Below are 1815 nucleotides of genomic sequence, written 5' to 3'. Positions count from 1 at the left end.
ACTTATTTTTACAGAACTACATGCCGGAGGTAAATTTTCCGAAGGTGCATATAAAACAGCTGGGGGTCTACATGGTGTAGGGTCTTCTGTTGTTAATGCAATGTCATCTAAATTAGAGGCAAGGGTATATAAGGAAGGGTTTGAATATTTAACTGTTTTTGAAGAAGGTGGAAACATTACAACAAATACCGTTAAAGTAGGACCTACCACAAAAAAAGGTACAAGAATTAGATTCTGACCTGAATATTCAATTTTTAATAACTTAAGTTTCAAATACGAAAAGATCGCTGAAAGACTTAGGGAAGCGTCGTTTTTAGTTTCTGGTGTAGAAATTTCCGTTAAGTCTGAGCCAGAACAAAAAAATGAAACATTCAATTATTCTAATGGTATTGAAGCATTTGTTGATTTTGTTAACTCTTCAAAAACAAAAATTAACAAGAAACCAGTTCATTTTACTGGAGAATCTAAAGGAATTGAAGTTGAGATAGGTTTCCAATACACAGATGTTTATCAAGACACAATAATTTCTTTTGTTAATAATGTTAAAACCAGAGATGGTGGAACGCATGAAACAGCTCTTAAGACAGCATGAACTAAAGCTATTAATGAGTATGCAAGAATGCAAGGTTTAATTAAAACAAAAGATAAAAACTTGGAAGGATCAGATATTAGAGAGGGTCTTACTGCCATTATCTCTATTAGGGTTCCAGAAAAAATTCTTGAGTTTGTTGGACAAACAAAAGATAAATTAGGAACTCCTGAAGCAAGAGAAGTTGTTGATTCTATAATTACACAAAAATTAGGCTTCTGATTACAAGAGAATAAAAAAGTAGCACATATTATCGTAAATAAAGTAAAAAGAGCTGCTGATGCACGTAATGCAGCTAGAAAAGCTAGAAACGATGCTCGTAAAACAAAATCAAAATTAAATAAATCTAAAATACTTTCAGGTAAATTAACTCCTGCGCAAGCTAGAAAACCAGAAGATAAAGAAATATTCTTGGTTGAGGGTGATTCCGCTGGTGGTTCTGCTAAATTAGGTAGAGATAGAAAAACACAAGCGATACTTCCTTTACGGGGTAAAGTTATCAATACTGAAAAGGCTAAATTAATAGATATTCTTAAAAATGAAGAAATTGGGACGATGATTAATACAATTGGTGCTGGTATTGGTGCTGAGTTTAATATTAAAGATGCCCAATATCACAAAGTTATTATAATGACCGATGCTGACACCGATGGTGCGCATATACAAACATTACTCTTAACTTTCTTCTTTAGATATATGAGACCTCTAGTTGAAGCTGGTATGGTTTATATTGCAATGCCTCCTTTATATAAGGTATCTAAAAAAACTGCAAAGACTAATGTGGAAGAGTATGCATGAGATGATGAAACTTTAAAAGTGCTATTAGAAAAGCATAAGGGAGCTGACATCCAACGTTATAAAGGACTTGGAGAAATGAATGCTGACCAATTATGAGAAACTACTATGGATCCAAAAACAAGAACTTTAATACAAGTTGGAGTTGAAGATGCAGCGATTGTCGAGAGACGTGTTTCTACATTAATGGGCGATAAAGTTGAGCCTCGTAAGAAGTGAATTGATGATAATGTTGAATTCACTATGGAAGATTCTTTCCAACAATAAAACTAAAATAATGCGAATAATCGCATTATTTTTGCCCTTATATATGCATTAAATGATTATTTACTAACTTTTTTTCTTGACTATTAATGTTTTGTGTGTATAATTATTTAGCAACTAGACCAATGATAGATAAGGTTGCCGATACACCAAAATTAGTTGTTCGT

1 protein-coding gene is annotated in these 1815 nt (G+C 32.8%); it reads left to right on the top strand.

The window, feature by feature from the left end; translation table 4 throughout:
• Positions 1–1651: DNA gyrase/topoisomerase IV subunit B (locus C4B25_RS04550; protein ID WP_131613961.1), on the top strand; the 1651-nt coding region annotated here is incomplete at its 5' end.
• Positions 1652–1815: the final 164 nt, after the last annotated feature.

It is taken from the genome of Mycoplasma todarodis (assembly GCF_004335995.1).
Taxonomy (GTDB): domain Bacteria; phylum Bacillota_I; class Bacilli_A; order Mycoplasmatales; family Metamycoplasmataceae; genus Mycoplasma_K; species Mycoplasma_K todarodis.
The sequence above is the reverse complement of the archived record's forward strand: the minus strand, read 5'-3'. Positions and strand labels throughout refer to the sequence as shown.